At 66.2% G+C, this 207-nt stretch carries 1 pseudogene; it reads left to right on the top strand.

What is annotated here, in order from left to right:
* Positions 1-10: 10 nt before the first annotated feature.
* Positions 11-207: pseudogene (locus tag Q0937_RS17965) on the top strand (hypothetical protein); the annotation flags it as partial.

The raw sequence follows: 207 nt of genomic DNA, 5'->3' as shown, positions 1-207 counted from the left end.
GACCGAATACATGACCGATATTGCTGATGCCCAGAACCCGCTTGCTGGGGTGCTGAGCGCCGACCAGATCGACGCCCGCGTCAACGCTGCGGAGGACCTCGGAGAGGGCCGCCACGGGGTCGAGGAGCTACTCTCGCGGATGACCCAGGCCGTGCTGGAACGAGCCCTGGAGACCGAGATCAGCGACCACCTCGGCTACGAGACCGG

This window comes from uncultured Brachybacterium sp., assembly GCF_947500705.1.
Classification (GTDB): domain Bacteria; phylum Actinomycetota; class Actinomycetes; order Actinomycetales; family Dermabacteraceae; genus Brachybacterium.
The sequence above is the reverse complement of the archived record's forward strand: the minus strand, read 5'-3'. Positions and strand labels throughout refer to the sequence as shown.